This is a genomic window from Mycobacterium asiaticum, from assembly GCF_001668675.1.
GTDB lineage: Bacteria > Actinomycetota > Actinomycetes > Mycobacteriales > Mycobacteriaceae > Mycobacterium > Mycobacterium asiaticum_D.
In genome coordinates this window covers 1-17,129 of record NZ_LZKQ01000329.1, presented here as the reverse complement: position 1 = coordinate 17,129, position 17,129 = coordinate 1, and the positions used below count along the sequence as shown (strand labels likewise).

The 17,129-nt window shown below is 64.9% G+C and carries 20 protein-coding genes; 8 read left to right on the top strand and 12 right to left on the bottom strand.

The window, feature by feature from the left end; translation table 11 throughout:
- Positions 1-83: 83 nt before the first annotated feature.
- From A9X01_RS27015 to A9X01_RS26995, 5 genes are read right to left on the bottom strand one after another with little or no spacing between them, the layout of a single operon-like run.
- Positions 84-794 (bottom strand): gluconate 2-dehydrogenase subunit 3 family protein, encoded by a 711-nt coding sequence (locus tag A9X01_RS27015; protein ID WP_065123637.1) that lies wholly within the window; start codon positions 792-794, stop codon positions 84-86.
- The gene (locus A9X01_RS27010; protein WP_065123636.1) at positions 794-1,243 is read right to left on the bottom strand and encodes a hypothetical protein; all 450 of its coding nucleotides are present in this window, start codon (positions 1,241-1,243) and stop codon (positions 794-796) included. The genes A9X01_RS27015 and A9X01_RS27010 overlap by 1 nt, the downstream gene beginning before the upstream one ends.
- Positions 1,244-1,245: 2 nt before the next feature.
- Complete coding sequence (locus A9X01_RS27005; protein ID WP_065123670.1) at positions 1,246-3,039, bottom strand: thiamine pyrophosphate-requiring protein; 1,794 nt, start codon at positions 3,037-3,039, stop codon at positions 1,246-1,248.
- 33 nt (positions 3,040-3,072) lie between these two features.
- The gene (locus tag A9X01_RS27000; protein WP_253849415.1) at positions 3,073-3,570 is read right to left on the bottom strand and encodes a hypothetical protein; all 498 of its coding nucleotides are present in this window, start codon (positions 3,568-3,570) and stop codon (positions 3,073-3,075) included.
- Positions 3,567-4,577, bottom strand: coding sequence for an SDR family oxidoreductase (locus A9X01_RS26995; RefSeq protein ID WP_065123634.1), 1,011 nt, complete (start codon positions 4,575-4,577; stop codon positions 3,567-3,569). Before A9X01_RS26995 ends, A9X01_RS27000 begins: the two co-directional genes overlap by 4 nt.
- 139 nt (positions 4,578-4,716) lie before the next feature.
- On the opposite strand from A9X01_RS26995, the gene A9X01_RS26990 reads away from it, so the two are divergent.
- The 3 genes from A9X01_RS26990 to A9X01_RS26980 are packed head-to-tail and all read left to right on the top strand — an operon-like array spanning position 4,717 to position 6,635.
- Entirely contained in the window at positions 4,717-5,202 is a 486-nt protein-coding gene (locus tag A9X01_RS26990) for a MarR family winged helix-turn-helix transcriptional regulator (protein ID WP_065123633.1), read from the top strand.
- The gene (locus A9X01_RS26985) at positions 5,199-6,269 is read left to right on the top strand and encodes a YncE family protein (protein ID WP_051545684.1); all 1,071 of its coding nucleotides are present in this window, start codon (positions 5,199-5,201) and stop codon (positions 6,267-6,269) included. The genes A9X01_RS26990 and A9X01_RS26985 overlap by 4 nt, the downstream gene beginning before the upstream one ends.
- 15 nt (positions 6,270-6,284) lie before the next feature.
- The gene (locus A9X01_RS26980; protein WP_051545683.1) at positions 6,285-6,635 is read left to right on the top strand and encodes a hypothetical protein; all 351 of its coding nucleotides are present in this window, start codon (positions 6,285-6,287) and stop codon (positions 6,633-6,635) included.
- On the opposite strand, the gene A9X01_RS26975 is transcribed toward A9X01_RS26980, so the two are convergent.
- The 5 genes from A9X01_RS26975 to A9X01_RS26955 are packed head-to-tail and all read right to left on the bottom strand — an operon-like array spanning position 6,601 to position 11,385.
- Positions 6,601-6,894: a hypothetical protein gene (locus A9X01_RS26975; protein WP_036361664.1), complete on the bottom strand. Its 294-nt coding sequence runs from the start codon at positions 6,892-6,894 to the stop codon at positions 6,601-6,603. The two genes, A9X01_RS26980 and A9X01_RS26975, sit on opposite strands and share 35 nt — an antisense overlap.
- Before the next feature lies 1 nt (position 6,895).
- Positions 6,896-8,386 carry a molybdopterin-dependent oxidoreductase gene (locus tag A9X01_RS26970; protein ID WP_065123632.1) on the bottom strand — a complete coding sequence of 497 codons (1,491 nt, stop codon included), beginning with the start codon at positions 8,384-8,386 and terminating at the stop codon, positions 6,896-6,898.
- 10 nt (positions 8,387-8,396) lie between these two features.
- Positions 8,397-8,897, bottom strand: a complete 501-nt coding sequence (locus A9X01_RS26965) for an oxidoreductase (protein ID WP_065123631.1) — start codon at positions 8,895-8,897, stop codon at positions 8,397-8,399.
- Between the two features lie 37 nt (positions 8,898-8,934).
- The gene (locus A9X01_RS26960; RefSeq protein WP_065123630.1) at positions 8,935-10,731 is read right to left on the bottom strand and encodes a glycoside hydrolase family 15 protein; all 1,797 of its coding nucleotides are present in this window, start codon (positions 10,729-10,731) and stop codon (positions 8,935-8,937) included.
- A gap of 57 nt (positions 10,732-10,788) precedes the next feature.
- Positions 10,789-11,385: a TetR/AcrR family transcriptional regulator gene (locus tag A9X01_RS26955; protein WP_065123629.1), complete on the bottom strand. Its 597-nt coding sequence runs from the start codon at positions 11,383-11,385 to the stop codon at positions 10,789-10,791.
- A 127-nt stretch (positions 11,386-11,512) separates the two neighbouring features.
- Between A9X01_RS26955 and A9X01_RS26950 the strand changes: the two genes are divergently transcribed.
- Complete coding sequence (locus A9X01_RS26950; RefSeq protein ID WP_065123628.1) at positions 11,513-12,436, top strand: oxygenase MpaB family protein; 924 nt, start codon at positions 11,513-11,515, stop codon at positions 12,434-12,436.
- 9 nt (positions 12,437-12,445) lie between these two features.
- Here A9X01_RS26950 and rpmG read toward each other — a convergent pair whose 3' ends face one another.
- Both rpmG and rpmB read right to left on the bottom strand, forming a co-directional pair.
- Positions 12,446-12,610 carry a 50S ribosomal protein L33 gene (rpmG, locus tag A9X01_RS26945; protein WP_036361645.1) on the bottom strand — a complete coding sequence of 55 codons (165 nt, stop codon included), beginning with the start codon at positions 12,608-12,610 and terminating at the stop codon, positions 12,446-12,448.
- Positions 12,610-12,846: a 50S ribosomal protein L28 gene (gene rpmB / locus A9X01_RS26940; RefSeq protein WP_036361644.1), complete on the bottom strand. Its 237-nt coding sequence runs from the start codon at positions 12,844-12,846 to the stop codon at positions 12,610-12,612. The genes rpmG and rpmB overlap by 1 nt, the downstream gene beginning before the upstream one ends.
- 100 nt (positions 12,847-12,946) lie before the next feature.
- On the opposite strand from rpmB, the gene mrf reads away from it, so the two are divergent.
- The 4 genes from mrf (at position 12,947) to A9X01_RS26920 (ending at position 16,954) form a co-directional block, all read left to right on the top strand.
- Positions 12,947-14,143, top strand: coding sequence for a ribosome hibernation factor-recruiting GTPase MRF (gene mrf, locus A9X01_RS26935; protein ID WP_036363468.1), 1,197 nt, complete (start codon positions 12,947-12,949; stop codon positions 14,141-14,143).
- Complete coding sequence (locus A9X01_RS26930) at positions 14,140-14,406, top strand: type B 50S ribosomal protein L31 (protein WP_036361643.1); 267 nt, start codon at positions 14,140-14,142, stop codon at positions 14,404-14,406. The genes mrf and A9X01_RS26930 overlap by 4 nt, the downstream gene beginning before the upstream one ends.
- A 104-nt stretch (positions 14,407-14,510) precedes the next feature.
- Entirely contained in the window at positions 14,511-15,395 is an 885-nt protein-coding gene (locus A9X01_RS26925) for an SDR family NAD(P)-dependent oxidoreductase (RefSeq protein ID WP_065123627.1), read from the top strand.
- A complete protein-coding gene (locus A9X01_RS26920; protein WP_065123669.1) occupies positions 15,389-16,954 on the top strand; it encodes an AMP-binding protein in 1,566 nt (521 codons plus the stop codon). Before A9X01_RS26925 ends, A9X01_RS26920 begins: the two co-directional genes overlap by 7 nt.
- The last annotated feature ends 175 nt before the right edge of the window (positions 16,955-17,129 follow it).

Below are 17,129 nucleotides of genomic sequence, written 5' to 3'. Positions count from 1 at the left end.
CGGCGCGCAGGCGATGATTCGTGCGCGATCCGTCATTGGGAATGAGCCAGGCGGATTCGTTGCGGGCGCGGATTGCGCGGTAGTCACTCACCGCTATTCCCGCCCGACAGATCGTCGTCACACTTTCTGGCCCGCTCCACCCGCCGGGCGAACGGCACCGGGTCTACATCGTCGTGATCGGCGACCTCCCACTTCTCACGGGTGTTGATGCCGGGGTTGAGATAACCACGCGGGTAGGCCGGCCCGCTGAATCCGATCTCGTTCCATGCCCAGGGATGCGAATAGAACGCGGTGGTGGCATACCGGGTCCATAGGCTCCATACGTGATTCGCCGTCCAGCCGTGCCAAGATTCACCCGCATCAGCCAGGTCCTGCACGTCTTGTAAGAGCCGGGCCTGGTCCTTGCTGGCGAGCTCGGCATATCCCTTCCCGTGCCTACGGCGCGCGTCCTCGTCGAGCCCCGCCAGTGTCTCCCGCCAGGCCTGCCCGTCTTCGGGCATGTCGTCGTAGTGCCAGCCGTCGGTCTCCGCCGTCGCAAGGCGGGTGTCGATGAGCCCGAGGACGGGCACCCTTGGATCGTCGTCCTGGGCGAGCAGCAGGTCAAGCATTGGTGCGGCGATGCCGACTTCGTGCGTGGTGAAAAACGACAACATGTTCGGCAACGCCAGACGCGCCAACACCACACCCGCCGTTACGTCGTCCCACTTGTGTGCCTGGTCGAGCACGTCGAAGCCGGGAAACCGACCTCTACCCTGGGGGGTGATCGCGTGTTGATTCGGGGGGCGAAAGGGCATCAGCGGCTGCCTTCACCGGGCAATGGGAGGTCCTCCCGCCGCAGCAACGCGGCTAGCAGGCCCATGGCCCCCACCAGTGAGGCCAGCAGCGGAGCGAATGCCGGTGGGCCAGACTCCATGTTGTATTTCGTCAGGCCCCCGGGACGTTGGACGATTCCCCGCCAGTGCAAGTAGGTGCCCTGCACGCCGTTGACGACGATCGCCACACTGGCGGCAGGTAGAACGGTTCTCGCCGCTCGACGGGAGAAGAAGGCGGCCACACCGGCCGGTACCGCGGTGGGCAGGACGACGACCGGCCACCACATCATCTTGTTGCCGAAACTGGCTCCGTCGTGCGAGAGATAGATTTCGCCCGCGGTTATCGCCGCACCCGCCGCGGTCAGCGCCGAGAGTGTCCGCTCGAAACGTCCCGTCCGGATGTCCTGCAACGCAGCATCAATCACCTTCATGGTCAGCCCTTCTTCTCGCCGGGCAGATATTGCTGCACCTTCTGCTTGACTCCCTGCTTGATGAAACCCGCCGCATCCTCGTCGCCGCCGAGTACCGATTTGGCCAGGGACTTGGCCTGCTCGAAGGTGGCGTGCGGCGGGATCGGGGGAACGTCGGGATCACACCGCACGTCCAGCACGGTCGGACGGTCCGCCGACAGGGCGCGCTCCCATGCACCACCCAATGCGTCGGCGTCACAGATGTTTTCGGCCTGCAGGCCCAGCGTGCGGGCAAACGCGGCGTAGTCGACGTCCGGAAGCGTCTGCGAAGCCTCGAATTTCGGTGAATCCTCCATCGCGCGCATCTCCCAAGTGACCTGGTTGAGGTCGTTGTTGTGCAATACCGCGATGATCAATCGGGGGTCAGCCCACTGCCGCCAATACCTGGCGATCGTGATGAGCTCGGCCATACCGTTCATCTGCATGGCTCCGTCGCCCACCAACGCAATACCCGGACGGTCTGGGTGCGCCCACTTGGCACCGATCACGTACGGCACCCCGGGACCCATGGTGGCCAACGTCCCGGACAACGATCCCCTGACTCCGCCGGTGAACTTCAGATGCCGCGCATACCAGTTCGCCGCTGACCCGGAATCGGCAGCGACGATGGCGTTGGACGGCATCCGCATCGACAGCTCGTAGAAGATTCGCATGGGATTGATCGGGTCGGCGTCGGTCATCGCTCGCCGTTGAGCGGTGTTCCACCACTTGGCCACGTGTTTCTCGATTTTCTCGCGCCAACTGCGGTCCGGTTTCCGTTCCAGCAGCGGAATCAGGGCCTGCAGAGTTCTTTTCGCGTCACCGACCAGATTGATCTCGTAGGGGTAGCGCATGCCGATCCACTTACCCGAACGGTCGATCTGTACCGCGCGAGCCTGGTCGAGTTTCGGCAAGAACTGGGTGTAGGGGAAGTTGGACCCAACGGTCAGCAGCGTGTCGCACTCCATCATGAGGTGCCAGCTGGCGGTGGTACCCAGCAACCCGATCGAACCCGTCACCCACGGCAGGTCGTCGGGAAGTACGTCCTTGCCCAGTAAAGCCTTGGCGGCGCCGGCGCCCAACAGGTCGGCGACCTGCGTCAATTCGTCGACGCAACCCCGGGCCCCTTGGCCGACCAGTAGCGCGACCTTCTCGCCGGCGTTGAGCAGGTCGGCGGCCGCGCGGACGGCGGTGTCGTCGGCTACCACATGCGCAGGGCTGAGGCCGAGGCTGGACGGGACCTGCTTGAAAGCGTGCTCGGGTGGTTCATATTTCAACTCGAATACGTCGGAGGGGACGATGATGCAGGTCGGACAACCCTCGCTCAGGGCAATCCGGATAGCCCGATCGATCAAATTCGGCAATTGCTTTGGCACGGTGCACATCTGGACGTATTCACTACAGACGTCTTTGAACAGGCTGATCAGATCGATCTCTTGCTGGTAGGAGCCACCCATCGCGGACCGCTCGGTCTGCCCGACAATGGCCACCACGGGCACGTGGTCGAGCTTGGCGTCGTACAGCCCGTTCAGCAGATGGACCGCGCCGGGACCGCTGGTAGCCACGCAGACCCCGAAGCCGCCCGAGAACTTCGCGAAACCGACGGCTTCGAAGGCGGCCATTTCCTCGTGCCGGGCCTGCACGAACTGAGGCTTGTCACCGGCTCGCTGCCAGGCGGCGAGTAGACCGTTGATCCCGTCTCCGGGAAAACCGAAGACCTGTTTGACGTCCCAGTCCCGGAGCCGGGACAACAGCACATCACCAACGGTGTCAGACATGATCACTCTCCTCGTAGTCTTTGTTTGTTGTTGCTAGGCAACAACTCTGGCTATGTCCCGCGATTGCCCGTTGGCACGCTGGGCGCGATCCAGTAGTGGTCGGCCACCGGGCAACCGCGGGAGGATCAATTGGGCTAAGCGATCGCGAAGTCGCTGCCGGTGCGGTGGTGGCGTCCCGCCGGAAGCCAGGTCGTGCGCACCCGACAACGCCCACAGCGCGGCGACGAACGCATCGGTGAGTGCGCCTCGGGCCCGGCGCCGGTCCAGGGCAGCCAGACCCAGTGCAGTTAGCGCATGGACGCTGTCGACCCATATTCCGGCGGCGATGATTTCAGGGCTGGGGCGGATTCCCGAAAGGCTTGCCTGCGCCAGGTGTCGCGCACCCAGGATCCTGGCTATTACCACCGCCTTTTGGTCGACCTCGACCCGGTGAATCGACCTCAACACAACTCTCGGGGCGGTCAACAGCATTGCGCCCCAGATCATCCGAAATATCTCGATGAATCTGGACGGCGAGTCCGACATGCTCATCGGCGGTGTCGGACGGCCAGGGCCGCGGTCGCGGCAGCGGTCGCCGCGCCTACGCCGGTCAGCGTGCGCGCGTGCTGGGCAATCCAAACCTGCGGGGCACGGTGGTGCGCTCGATCGTCGAACGCGCCATGGGCGCCATGGTCCTGGCCGGCATCGCCGTCGCGAGGTTCCCACAGGTTGTGGGGGCGCTCGGGGCTGACAGACTGCCCGGTCTGTTGGGAGGAGTAGCCGGTTTTCGCCAGATACCGGTCCAGTAACGCCGGTGCCACCCGCTGTCCGAGGATGGTGGCGACGGTGCTCGCTCCGACCCAATAATGTTTACGCCGGGGATGATCTGCGGCGAAGACCACCGCGCGCGCCGCGATCTCGGGTTGATAGATCGGCGGGACCGGTTGCGGGTGGCGCGGTAACCGGGACAGCACCCACGAGAACTGCGGGGTGTTGACGGCAGGCATCTGCACCACAGTGATCCGAATGTTGCTGTGCTCGTGCAACAATTCGGTGCGTACCGACTCGGTGAACCCGTTTATCGCGTGTTTGGCCCCGCAGTAGGCGGATTGCAGCGGGATCGCCCGAGCCCCGAGGGCCGAGCCAACCTGGACGATCGTGCCGACGTCACGCTCCCGCATGCGCGCCATGGCGACCATGGTTCCGTGGACGAATCCGAGGTAACTGACCTCGGTGACGCGGCGGTACTCCGCAGCGGTGATCTCGTGGAACGGGGCGAATACCGAGGCGAACGCGACATTGACCCAGACCTCGATGGGACCGAATGCGCGCTCGATCTCGCCGGCGGCAGCCTCGACCGCGTCGTAGTCAGCGACGTCGGTCGGAATGGCCAGTGCCTGCCCGCCGGCATTCTGGACATCCTTGGCGGCACCATCCAGGCCGGCAGACCCACGAGCGAGCAGGCCGACTTTATCGCCTCGAGCCCCGAACAGCCGAGCGGTGGCCCGGCCGATCCCGGCACTTGCTCCGGTGATAACGACAGTGCGTGACGAAGTCATACGCCCCCTTCCGGCCGAATTCGCCTCTCTCGAACGACCATACGCCGACTTCGTGCATAACGCACAATTTGCATTTGACGGGATTTTCTTGTCGCAAGTTTTGAGCACAGGATGTATTGTGCTGTCAGAAGGGAGCGGCATGGCCTCAACGCGGAACAGGAGCCGCCCCGACGCCGCAACGGATGGTCTCGATGACCTCGCCACGGAGCTGGAATCGGCGACCCGAGGATTCCTTGAAATCAACGTCGGGGTGTTGGAGCAAATGGAGAAGAAGATCAGTCTTAGTGCGTTGCATGCGCTTCAGTCGCTCGAGCGACTGGGCCCGAGTCTGGTTACTGAGCTGGGTGAGGACCTGAATCTGCTGCCGTCGACCGCGAGCAGGCTCAGCGACCGGCTCGCCGAGGCAGGCTGGATCACCCGTCGGGTGGCGCCGGCGAACCGCCGCGCCACGTTGCTCGAACTGACCGCAAGCGGCCGCGCCATCCTCGCGGAATTGCTCACTCTCCGCAGAGATGCGCTGAAATCGGTTGTCGGACAAATGGACGACGACGACCGCGCCGCGCTACTTCATGGCGCCCGTGCGTTCACCGCGGCTCGCCAGAGAATGGTTGCACTGGGGCCGTGACCGCAACCGCGGCGGCCCGCCAGCAGACACCGCGCCGGAGGGTGCGTCGGCTGGGCGCGATCGCCGCGGGCACCCTGCTTGTCGGGGCTTGTGCCTCGGCGGGGCAGTCACTGGAAACCGAACCAGAGGTCATGGTGACGAGGGTCGAGTCGGCGCTGCACGCCCCGGTCTGGTCATACCGTGAGCACGCGCTGGTTGCGCTGACCGATGATCAGCGGGTTGCCGTACTGGCCGACCCCGCCAACTCGGGCAATGTCCGCATGCGGCTCTCGCCGCCGATGGCCGCCGGCCGCAACATTCAAATCAGTCGAAAAGATGACAACCAGCTTTACGTCCCGCAGCCAAAGTCCGGTGTGGTTGCGGTAGTGGACCTGACCAGCCTGCGTCCGGTCGGCTCCGTCGATGCCGGTCCCGCGCCCGCCTACCTCGCCGAGGACGCGGGCATGCGGATCCTGCTGGCGCTTTCCGCGGACGGGACGACGGTAACGCCGGTTGAGGAGTACGGGTACCGGAAACTGCCTGCGGCCACAATCGCCGGTGCCCCGGCACACTCGATCGACGGGACCAACCGTGGCCGGTCGATCGAATACCAGGCCTATAGTCCATCAGGAATTCGTCACTACAAGGGTTCCTCGTCACCGCCCGAACTACGCGGCGTGATCGGCATGGATGTCACGGTATCGGCGGGGGACGGAACACAGGTGGCGCGCAGCTATGTCGCCGGCCGCGATGACAACACGTTGTATGCCGTCGATTCCCGCCGCGGGGGAAAGGGTTTGGAAGTGTTGGGCACCGCGGAGTTGCCGGCGGCGCTGCGGGAGATCGGTACCGACGACACCCGTATCTACGCCGCGACCAATCGCCAACTGGTGGTGCTTGAGACGGCAAGCTTCACCGGTTACCCGGGCAAGAAAATCCCGATAATCCGTGTCGTGGATTATCGCGCTGGTCTTCCCGGTTCGTCACGGTCCGCGCCGTTGTCGGGGCTGGCCGTCGGTCCGCATCGCGTGTACCTCACGTTGCGGGGCACACCCTATGTGGTCAGTGTTGCCAAACCGCGGCTTTGAGCGCAGGAGGGTCGAATGCCGGTGAACATCGACGGCGACGTCGAGTTCCTCCGCGAACAGATCAACGTGCTCGAGCGGCTGGGCCAACGAGAATCGGTGGGCGCCGGCGAGATCTACGACTTCAGCATCCGGTGGGGTACCGCTCTGGCTGGGCGCCTTCCGCGGCTGGTGCACTACAGTTCGCTCAACTTACTCGCAGAGGACGATCAGCGTCGATTCGAATCGCTGTGCGCTGAGCTTCGCGGGCTGTCCGCACTGATCGCACGATTCGGACTGACGCAACCCGAATTCGATTCGCCAGCACCGCGAATCGCCGGCCACCGGGGCTGGGTTACGAGTCTGCGGCGCCTTGTCCGGCGAGGGTGAAGATCTCGTCGTGGTGGAGTGCGATCGCGGTGCGTGGCTTCGGACAGCCTGGGGTTCGGCAGCTCAGGGCCACCAGGTAGGCGTCATGGTCCTCGTTGAGGAAAAGAAATCCCAGCGGAAGGGCACGACCGATAGTGAACTCGGTACCGGCGCAGCTTTCGCAGTAGCCACCTTTGGCGTTGATCTGGTCGGAAACCCGTTGTCGGCAAGCGTCAGTCAGGTCGATCAGTTCGGGTGAGACCGGGGCGTCGTCGGCCATGTCAGATCTCCACATTCTTGTCGTAAAAGACGTTGTCCTCGCGCCAGCCCCCGGCACCCTTTCCGATGCCGGCGTAATCGTTGATGAATTCGATCTGATCGATCCATTTGGCCATCTTGAAACCGACTTGCGTCTCGACCCTCAATCGCAACGGTGCGCCGTGCTGGATCGGTAATGCCCGGCCGTTCATTTCGTAGGCCAGCAAAGTCTGCGGTTTGTAGACCAATTCGAGATCCATCACTTCGTAGAACTGTCCGCCGCCGTGGGAGGCGGGCTCGTCTCGATCGTTGTCCTGCATCGTCAGAAAGCAGACGTATCGAGCTTGGGGGAGTGGTCGCACCAGCTCCGCCAGCCGTGCCAGTGGAACACCGCTCCATTCGCCGATGCTCGTCCAACCTTGCACACAGTGATGCAACACCCGCTGGGTCTGCCGTCCGTTCAGCGCACGCAGCGCGGCCAGATCCAAGGTCACCGGATTCTCCACCAGACCGCCAACGCGCAACCGCCAATCGATGAAATTGTGCACGGCCATCACCTTGTATTCGATGCTGGCAGGCGGTTTTCCATTGACGCGGTGGGATGGGGAAATCTTCGATGGCGGATAGCTCTGTCGAGAGTCCAGCGGCCGAAGAAGAATGCGCCGGGCCGCGTTGACCACCGAGCCGAGTACGCGCTGTACCGACCGAGGCCTACGAAGGCTCCAGATTGTCGCCGCCGCGTGAATGGCGATGATCAACGCGATGATCGCCAGCGACAGCAGGGTGGCCAACGTGGTGTTGCGCACCGAACCGAAAATCATTGCGGCGGTGAGGGGGCCCCATCCCCAGAAAAAAACCATCGACAGGTGAATCGCAATGAACACGAGGAAGGCCACCAGGCCAAGAAAATGCAGGCTGCGCGCCCACTGGCGGCCGCCCCAAAGTTGGATATACCAAGGGAACCGAGCCGCGATCGCCGGCGATTGCGCTGCGCCGGTGAGTATCTGGAACGGGGCGAGCAAAAAGATCACCGCCGCATAGGTCAGCTTCTGGATCGCGTCGAATGGTTCTCCCGGCAGCAGCGGCGGTAGGTTGAAACTCAGGTAAGTCACGATGTCGTCCCATGCTTCGGGGAGGATCGACCACGAGGCGGGCCAGTAGCGGTGCCATTGGCCGGTTACGAACAACAGGACGTAGTAGGACAGCCCCAGCAGAATCCAGCCGATCACCGAGAAGAAATGCCAATGGCGGCCCATGCCCAACTGTGCGCGACCAGGAAGCGCGATGACCGGGTGATAGTCCTCTTCCTCATCGAGGGTGTCGTACAACCGGTCCCGCGGCATCACCTTGCGGGTGAATCTCGCCCACTCGCTGCCGGGTTTGCTGTCGTCATGCCAATACAGTTTGGGGTGGGTGGCAAGGATTTCAATGCCGCTGCGAATGATCAACGTCACGAACAGCACGTTGACCCAGTGCTCGATTCGCAGCCATGCCGGGTAGTCCAAGCTTGTCATGCTGTTCCGTTCAGTCTTGCCAGTTCTGCCGGTGGGGGTACGCCGCGTTGATCCCCGACAGAACGGTGGTGTGCACGGCTAGGAAGGCCACGGCCAAGGCCATCGCCAGCGTCACAGGCGCGACGTCCCAGCGTCCGGTGAGTGCCTCGAGGCCAGACAGGCTGATCAGCCGGCTCAGCACATAGAGTCCGAGAAAAGCGCAGCAAATCAAGCTGCCTACATACCAACCACGCTGCGGTACCGAGGGATTCATGTTCGCAACCATGGCAACCGCCGCGATCAGGCAGCCGGCGACCAGTGCAACGGCGTAGCCGACGAAATACCATGGCAATCCGGGTTCGGTGCTGAGCAGATAGACGTGAACCCCCGCCAGTCCGGCCAGGAGTCCTTGCCCGACCGCGGTCACGGTGCGCGGCAGATTGAAGGCTACCCAACCGTCCAGGGTGAGAAATCTGGACGACAGAACGCCAAGCCGGGTCTTGAGCCATAGTCGTCCGACGAAACCGACCACCCGGGTGAGGTACCCGGCGAAAGCTGCGACAAACGCGCTATTTTGACGGCGTTCCGGTGCCCGCTCCCACCGTCGTCGAGTCGGCACGGGCGAGGCGATGTGCCGACTCGAACAGCAGCGCGTGGACGAACGCCTGCGGCAGGTTACCGCGCAACTGGCGCTGGACGACGTCGAATTCTTCGGCGAACAAACCTGGTGACCCACAGGCGGTGCGGTTTCGATCGAACCACCGCACCGCCTGGATCAGGTTGCCCTGCTGGTAGTCCGCCAGGGCCATCAGAAAACCGCACAGCAGAAACGCCCCTTCTGCCTCGCCTAACGGGCGTTCGTCGGGCTGGAAGCGATAGACAAAGCCATGCCGGCCCAAATCGGCGCGCACCGCTTCCAGTGTGGCGACCGTCCGCGGATCATCGGCGGGCACTGCACCCCTGATCGACGGGATGAGCAACGATGCGTCTACCCGCGAATCCTTTGGTGCTCGTTGCCATCTGCGGTCGATATGCAGGCAGTCCGAGGCGGTATCGGCGACCAACGCATCCGCCAATTGGCGCCATTCGTCACCTTCTCGGCGCGGTGCCACCTCGCTGATGCGACGCAATCCGGCGGCGCATGTCAATCGCGAATGCGCCCAACGTTGGTTGTCCAGTTCCCAGATTCCAGCGTCGGGCTCCGACCATCGCCCCTTGATTGTGCTCGCCAGGGTCTGAACTGCTTGCCAGTGACCGGTATCGACGCGATCGAGACACGCCGCCGACGCCAACAGCAGCAGCGCTTCACCACACGCATCGAGCTGGAACTGCTCGGTTACCCAGTTCCCGCTCTTGACCGTAGCGCCGGGATATCCCGGTAGGTCGAGCGTCTGTTCGTGCGGTACCGTGCCGCCGACAACCGAGTAGGCCGGCTTGAGATCCGGGCCGTCGGTCAGGACACGCTCGCTGACGAAGCGAACCGCATTGTCGAGCAGCGGGGAGGCGCCGGCCACGGCCACCGCCTGCCCTGCGTAGCACTGGTCGCGTATCCAGCAATAGCGGTAGTCGTAGTTGCGGCCCTGTTGGGCTCGCTCGGGTAGCGACATGGTGGCCGCCGCGACCATTCCGCCGCTGCTGCTCGTCAGTCCGCGGAGCACCGCGTAGGCGAGCTGCGCATCGACGTCAGCCAGCGTCCCCGTGACGGTCGGAACCGCTTCGCGCCAAGCGTTTTCGGTCTGTCGCCAGGCGTCCTGCGGACGGGCCGGCTTCCACGTCAGCTCCTGATCGGAAACTTCCAGGACCAGATCGTGGTCCTTTCCTGGGGAGACGTCGATCGTTGCCGCCAGCGAACCGTCTGAACACACCCGTGCGCTGGGGGCGCCGGTCCAGCGGAACCGGTGCGGTCCCGAGCGGCCCGTGAAGACCCCGCTGTCGAGACGAAGGTCGCGGATGCGCTCGGCGCCGAAGTTGGCACGCAAGTCAAGTGCGACAAACACGCGTGCCGGTCGATCGACCGCGATAATGCGACGCAACAACACCGCCGTGTGCTGATCTCCCGGGAACGCCAGCGCTTCCCGGCACTCAACGATTCCGTCAGTTGTTACCCAGCGCGACCGCCAGATCAGTGATCGCTCCTCGTAGTGGCCACCCCAAACAAATCGTGGCTCAGCGGGACAGACGGTGTAACCGCCCGGACCGCCCAGCAGTGAGCTGAACACGGCGGGACTATCCCACCGGGGCAGACACAGCCACGAATAGTCTCCGCGTGGCCCCACTACGATTCCTCGCTCCCCGTCGGCAAGCACCGCGTATTCGCGCAACACGTGGGGTGAGAGCCGTTCGGCGGCGGACGGTTTGTCGTTCATAAGCACCTTCGATCCACACCGGCGTCGGTGTGGGCATACCCATTCACGCCGCGGCGCTTACCGGATGTCACCGGGGCGGCTGATGATCGGGATCAGGTAGCGCGCGGCGTAGTCCCGCACGGCCTGCTGGTCCGACGTATCGAGGCGGTCGGTTGGGAAGAAGATGATGCCGACGGCGACCCGCAGCAGGATGTCGGCGATGTTGGCCAGGTCGGCGTCGTCTATGTCGGCGCCACAGCGGCGCAGGGTGTGCGCGATGCCGTCGGCGAACTGGCCGATCGGGAAGACGTGCGAGCGGGAGAACATGCCGAACAGCTCCGGTTCGCTGTCGGCGATGCGGGAGTACAGCGGCGAATCCTCGATCAGTCGCACGCCAAGTGCGAACGCCTCGACGACCGCTTCCGCGGGGTTCCGGCCGGTAGTGGCCTGGTCCAGCGTGGTGAAGAACAGTTCGGCTTCGCGGCGCACAACGGCTTCGAAGAGTTCGTCCTTGGTGGGGAAGCGCCGGTAGATCGTGCTGCGGCTGACACCGGCGCGGGCGGCGACGTCGCCGATGTTCGCGCGCCGCACGCCGTACGTCTCGAAGACGGCCCGCGCGGTGTCCAGGATGGTGTTGTCGAGATCGGCAACGAGGTTGCTCTCACGAATTTTCACGGACCCACGACCCCCACACGGCGCACTCGGGGCGCACACTGATCATGCTAAGCTCTGAAACAAAGATACGATTTTGTTTCTCTGACTCACAAACGGGCGCGGGGGAGTGCTGGTGAGGGGATTTGCCATGACGGCTGAACTGGATTTCGACACCGGGGTGCGGGAAGCCGCCCCCGTGGTGGTGGACGAGGTCCCCGATCAGTCACCTGTGCTCGGGCCCGATTCACTGATCTGGAAGTTCTATGGCGACGTCCGCACCCAAATCTTCGGGTTCCAGCGCGTTGCCGGGACGGAGAATTGCATCGAGCAACTCGCCCAAGGTGTGCTCGATCATTCGGTGATCTTCAGCGACACCCTGGGCCGGGCCAAACGGACCGCGCCGCCGCTCATGAAGACGGTGTACTCCGAGGACCCGCACAAATGGGGCCGCACCGTGCGCGACTTCCACAAACCGATCAAGGGCACCATCAGCGACGGCTCAAGGTACCACGCCCTGAACCCGGAGCTGTTCTATTGGGCGCACGCCACGTTCGTCGATCAGGTCATCTACAACGCCGACATGTTCATCCGGCGACTTTCGCATGCCGAGAAGGAACAGATCTTCGTCGAGAGCAAGGTTTGGTACAGCCTTTACGGCGTGAGTGACCGCGGTCAACCGCAGACCTACGACGAGTTCGTTGCTTACTGGGACGGGATGCTCGACCGGTTCATCCCGCACAAGACCGTCCGCTACGGCACCGGCTACATCCGCAAGGGCATTCCCGGTCCCCGCAAAGTTCCCAAGCCGCTCTGGCGGCTGCTGACCGCGCCGGTGAACGCCTACGCCCGCCTGGTCATCGTCGGAACATGCCCGCCGCAGATGCGCGAGGTGTGCGATCTGGAGTGGAATGACAAGAAGGAGAGGCGTTTTCAGCGATTCGCTGCCTTCATGCGGGCGCTCAACCCGCTGATCAACCGGCTGCCGGTGCGGATGATTTACGCCAGCTGGGCGGCCGACGCCTGGGCCCGGGTCGGTGTCGATCCGCGCCGGCTGCACAACCGACCGCGGTAACGAAAGGGCTCAGCGCTCCTCGCGGAATTCGACGTGGCGGCGCACCACCGGATCGTACTTGGTGAGGATGAGCCGGTCGGGATCATTGCGGCGGTTCTTGCGGGTGACGTACGTATAGCCGGTGCCGGCGGTGGAACGCAGCTTGACGGTCAGTCGAATCTCGTTGCGCGCCATCAGATTTTCTCACCCGACCTGCGCAGCCGTGTGACCACGGCTTCGATCCCGTCGCGATCGATGACCTTGATGCCCTTCGCGCTGACCCGCAACCGGATGCGGCGGTCTTCGGATGGCAGGTAGTAGGTCTTGTGCTGCAGATTCGGCGACCACCGCCGTCGGGTGCGGCGGTGCGAATGTGACACCGCGTTGCCGAAACCCACTGTGCGGCCGGTGACTTGGCACCTTGCGGACATGGTGTGACTCCCTGGCTGGTTGGTTCGCTTTCGACAAGCCGTGCCCCGGACTGTAGCCTGATCGGAGCTTAATGACAATCATTTTCAATAAGGGGTGAAGATGCGGACTCCCGTCCTGCTTGTCGCCGGCCAGGGCCCAACCGATGACGTAACCGGACTCCTGTTGGGTCAGCCGGGGACGGTGATCGTCGAGCACCGCTTCGACGGACACGTGGTACGCCGCGCCGTGATCAGCCTGGAGGACGGCGAGCTCAACAGCACCGAGGACGTTCTGGAACTGGCCCGCGGCTGCCTGTCCTGCACCGTCCGCAACGACTTGCTGGTGCTGCTGCGCAAATTGCATCGGCGCTCCAACGTGCAGCGCATCGTCGTGCACTTGGCGGCGTGGCTGGAACCGGAACCGGTCTGCTGGGCCATCAACCATGTCCACGTCCGGATCGGCCCCGGCTTCCTGGACGGTCCGGCGGCCCTGGACGTGGCCATTGCCGGAGTGGTGACGTGCGTCGATTCGGTCAAATGGCTGACCGATGCCCTTGGGGACGGCGTCCTGCCGGACGGCCGCACGGTAGCCCAAGCGGCCGTCAGCCAGGCCGAGTTCGCCGACGTGCTGGTACTCACGCATCCGGAGCCGGTAACGCTGGCGGTGCTACGCCGACTGGCTCCCCGGGCGCGAATCACCGTCGGCGTGGACCGCGTGGAGCTGGCGCTGGCCAATCTGGACGAGTACTCCCGGCGCGGCCGCAGCGATCACCCGCACGCCCCGCTGCTGGCCGGACTGCCCCCGCTCGCCCGCGATCGAAACGTGCAGATCGTCGAGTTCAACGCGCGCCGACCGTTTCATCCGGAGCGTTTGCATGCCGCGGTCGACGTCCTGCTGGACGGGGTGATCCGCACCCGGGGACGGCTCTGGCTCGCCAACCGGCTCGACCAGGTGATGTGGCTCGAGTCGGCCGGCGGTGGCCTGCGGGTCGCCTCGGCGGGGAAGTGGTTGGCGGCCATGACCGCCGCGGAGGTCGCATCGGCCGATCCCGAGCGGCGACTGTTCGCCGAACTGATATGGGAATACCGCCATGGCGACCGCCACACCGCGATGACCGTACTGGTCTGCGGTGCCGACCCCATCGACGTGCGGACGGCGTTGCACGACGCCCTGCTCACTGACGCAGAGATGGCCGATCCGCACCGCTGGGGCGAGTACCACGATCCGTTCGGCGACTGGCACCAGGACCCCTGCCACGAGACGCCGGACGCCGGCGGCGAGTTCACCGCCCACCGCGCCGACGGGCAGCAGGGATGAAGGCCGGCATCCACCCCGACTATCACCCGGTGGTGTTCCAGGACGCCAACACCGGCGCGACCTTCCTGACCCGATCGACGCTGACCAGCAACCGCACCATCGAGTGGGACACCCCAGCGGGCGTGCGTACCTATCCGTTGGTGATCGTGGAGGTGTCGGCGGACTCACACCCCTTCTGGACCGGTACCCAGCGAACCCTCGACAGCGCCGGCCGGGTCGAAAGATTCCGCCGCAGGTACGGCCACCGCGGTAGCCGTCCATAATTTTCGCAGTCCTAAGACGCGCCCTCGCCCACCGTTGTGACCATGGGTCATGTGGGTACAAGATAGGGGTCAGGTAGTCCCGACACCCAACCGAGGACGCGTCGATGAATCTGGTCTTGCAGGCGATTGATGCCGCTGCCAGCAGATTTGCGAACCCGGCGCGGGAATCCGACCCCGACAAGCTGCGGGACGCCGTCTCCGGCAGGACGGTTCTGGTGACCGGAGCGTCGTACGGGATCGGTGAGGCGACCGCCCGCAAGCTGGCCGCCGCGGGAGCGAACGTGTTGCTGGTGGCACGCTCGGCCGAGCGCCTCGACGACGTCGCTGCCGCGATCAACACCGGCGGGGGAGCGGCGGTTGTCTACCCCACCGACCTGAGCGACGAGGCCGCCGTCAGTGTGCTGACCAAACAGATCACCGAGAATCACGGGGCCGTGGACATCGTCGTGAGCAACGCCGGGAAGTCGCTGCGCCGGTCGTTGCACGACCAGTACGACCGCCCGCACGATTTTCAGCGCACCATCGATATCAATTACTTGGGCCCGGTCTGGCTGCTGCTCGGGTTGCTTCCGGCGATGCGCGAAACCGGCCGGGGCCATCTGGTGAACGTCTCGAGCGTGGGCGTACGCGTGGCGCCCGGCCCGCAGTGGGGTGCTTACCAAGCCTCCAAGGGTGCCTTCGATCGGTGGCTGCGCAGCGTGGCGCCGGAGTTGCACGGCGACGGCATCGACGTCTCGACGGTGTACTTCGCGCTGGTGCGAACCCGGATGATCGAGCCCACTCCGTTGTTGGGCAGGCTTCCCGGTCTGACGCCGGACGAAGCCGCCGATTCGATCGCCAAGGCGATCATCGACCGGCCTCGGACCAACGAACCGCCCTGGTTGGGGCCCGCGGAGCTGGCTTCGGTGCTGCTCGCCGGACCGGCCGAGCGCGCCGCCCGAATTTGGCACAGCCGGTTGTTCGCCGAGTCCGGCGGCGGGCCATCGTGACCGAAAGCGTTGTGGGTACGACGGCCAGCGCGGTGCTGTCCTCGGGTCTGCTCGGGCCGCCCAGCCCGGCGGCGGCGGTGCGCCTGGCCCGCGAAATCTGCCGGGGAGGCACGAATCTGTATACCGTGCTTGCGGTTTCGGTGGCGCGGTGGCCGGACCGGACCGCGATCGTCGATGACGACGGCGCGCTGCGCTACCGCGAACTGCAGGCGCTGACCGAGGCGCTCGCCGGCGAGCTGCTGGACGCCGGTGTCCGGCCTGGGCAGCCGGTTGGTGTCATGTGCCGCAACGGCCGCAACTTCGTGGCCGCGGTGTTCGCCACGGCCCTGGTGGGTGCCGACGTAGTTCTGGTCAACACCGAGTTCCGCACGGACGCGTTGACCGGAGCGCTGGGGGCACACCAGATCCGGACGATGTTCTGCGACGACGAATTCGCCGGCCAGATTCATCAGACGGACGAACCGATGCAGCTCATCGATCCGCAAACCGTTGCCCCGCAGCAGAATCGGTCACGTCCACGGGTGGCCCCGTCCGGGCGGATGGTGCTGTTGACGTCAGGAACCACGGGCATCCCCAAAGGGGTGCCGCGGACACCGCGGATCAGTTCGGGCATCGGGGTCAGCATGACGCTGCTGGCCCGCACCGGCCTGCGCGTCGGCTCGCGGATCGCGTTGGCGGCGCCGATGTTTCATGGTTTGGGGTTCGGCATCCTGATGCTGTCGATCGCACTCGGCGGTACGGTGCTGACCCGTCGCCGCTTCGACGCCGAGGCCGTGCTGGCACAGGCCTCACTGCACCGCGCCGAGGCGATGAGCGCGGTGCCGATCATGCTGGCCCGCATGCTGGACCTGCCGCAGCGGGTGCGAGCGCGAAACCCGTTGTCCTCGCTGAAAGTCGTGATCTCCAGCGGCGACCGACTGGACCCCGCCCTGGCCCGGCGGTTCATGGATGCCTACGGGGACGTCCTGTACAACCTGTACGGCTCCACCGAGGTGGGTATCGGATCGCTGGCGACACCGGATGAACTCCGGCGGTTCCCCGAAACCGTGGGCAGGCCCGTCGCCGGGTGTCCGGTGCGCATCTACAACCGCAGCGGCAAGCCCGTCGGCCCCCGGGTCACCGGCCGCGTCTTCGTCGGCGGCGGGTTGTCTTCCGAGGGTTACACCGGCGGTGGCGGCAAGACCGTGATCGACGGCATGACCAGCACCGGGGACATGGGCTACCTCGACGAAGCGGGCCGGTTGTACATCGTTGGCCGCGAAGACGACATGATCGTCTCCGGCGGCGAGAACGTCTATCCGCGGGCGCTGGAGAACGCCCTGGCCGGCCACCCGGACGTTGCCGAGAACGCCGTCGTCGGGGTTCCCGACGAGCAGTTCGGCCGCCGGCTCGCGGCCTTCATCGTGCTCCGTCCGGACAGTGACGCCGACGCGCCTTCGCTGCGGGAGTACCTGAGAGGCAAGGTTTCTCGCTTCGAGCAGCCGCGAGACATCAACATCGTCTCCAGCATCCCGCGCAATCCGGCGGGTAAGGTGGTGCGCCGGGAACTATCCGGCTAGCTTCCCGGTCGTCAAACCGGCTCGTCTTTTTGGGGTTTGAGCGGTTTCTCGGGGTGGTGCATGCAGTTGATGCGGGGGCGTCGGTGGTCGAGGTGTTTGGGTGGGATCCATTCGGTGTCGCCGTGGGTGTTTCGGCGGGTGAGGTAGTTGCGGAGTTCGACCATGCGGTTGTCGG